The following is a 1,197-nucleotide window of genomic DNA, read 5'->3' as shown; positions in this document are numbered from 1 at the left end:
CCGGGTAGCGATGTTCGGTGGCGATAACCGCTGAAAGCATCTAAGTGGGAAGCGTCCCCCAAGATGAACTCTCCCTGGGTACTTGATACCCCTGAAGGGCCGGAGGAGACTACTCCGTCGATAGGCAGCACGTGGAAGCGTCGCAAGACGTTCCGAGCGCAGCTGTCCTAATCGCCCGTGCGGCTTGACTCCCCCATGGTTTTTCCATGGGCAATCAAGAATCATCGCAAAGCATGCGCACGTCATGCGGCACCCTGCCGAAAGCAGTGAGTGCCGCCCCATATCACTTCACACTCCGTCTGTCAGACTGCGTTGTCAGTTTGTCAGAAGCGTTTCTCTCAGAGACTTGCACTTCCTGCGGTAACACACCGTTCGAATAGCGTCTCGTCAGAAACGTGTTGGAAATACAGATCCCCTTTCTGTTCGGCCGGTGCGAACCGTACGAATAGCGTCTCGTCAGAGACGCGTTGAAATAGGATCAGCGATTTCAGGCCGCCTCCGGCGGCCATGAAAAATCGCTGGCAACTAGAGCGTCTGGGCCACACCCGTTCCCATCCCGAACACGGTCGTTAAGCCAGACAGCGCCAATGGTACTCCGGTCGAGAGATCGCGGGAGAGTAGGCCGTTGCCGGCACCCTTTGCAAAGCCCCCGTCACACAGTGGCGGGGGCTTTGTCGTTCCCGTTACCTTCCGCCGCTTCCGCCGGCAACTGCCGGCAAATCCCGAAACAATACAGCATGCCCGATATCCCTACGACGCGCGCAGGCTTCGTGGCCGTACCGGCTTCCCCAACGCCGGCAAATCCACGCTGCTCAACCGGCTCGTCGGGCAGAAGCTCGCGATCACATCCGCCAAAGCGCAGTCCACGCGGCAGCGAGTCGTTGGAATCCGAACTGAAAATGACACGCAAATGGTCGTGCTCGACACGCCCGGGCTGCTGGAACCCAGGGACTCGCTGCATAGTGCGATGCGCAATGCTGCGCTTGCGGCCTTGTGCGATGCCCCCGTCACGCTGCTGCGCCACGCTGCACCGTTGACCGATACCGCGTCCAACGATCCGCTGTTGGCTTGGCGCACCGGCTTCACCCGCACCTATGGCGCAGAGCTGCGCGCCGAGCGTGGCGACCGGCCCGACAAGGTCGTCGATTTCGCGCCCGGTCATTATGTTGAGGTGGGTGCGGCAATCGCGCGCGCGTT

The 1,197-nt window shown here is 60.7% G+C and carries 1 protein-coding gene and 2 rRNA genes; all 3 read left to right on the top strand.

Features of this window, described 5'->3' with window-relative positions; all coding sequences use genetic code 11:
• A 23S ribosomal RNA gene (locus RMP10_RS23165) occupies positions 1–192 on the top strand; the annotation flags it as partial.
• 325 nt (positions 193–517) lie between these two features.
• A 5S ribosomal RNA gene (gene rrf, locus RMP10_RS23160) occupies positions 518–634 on the top strand.
• Between the two features lie 96 nt (positions 635–730).
• Positions 731–1,197: GTPase (locus tag RMP10_RS23155; protein ID WP_345785846.1), on the top strand; the 467-nt coding region annotated here is incomplete at its 3' end.

The organism is Gemmatimonas sp., assembly GCF_031426495.1.
Classification (GTDB): Bacteria; Gemmatimonadota; Gemmatimonadetes; order Gemmatimonadales; family Gemmatimonadaceae; genus Gemmatimonas.
The sequence above is the reverse complement of the archived record's forward strand: the minus strand, read 5'-3'. Positions and strand labels throughout refer to the sequence as shown.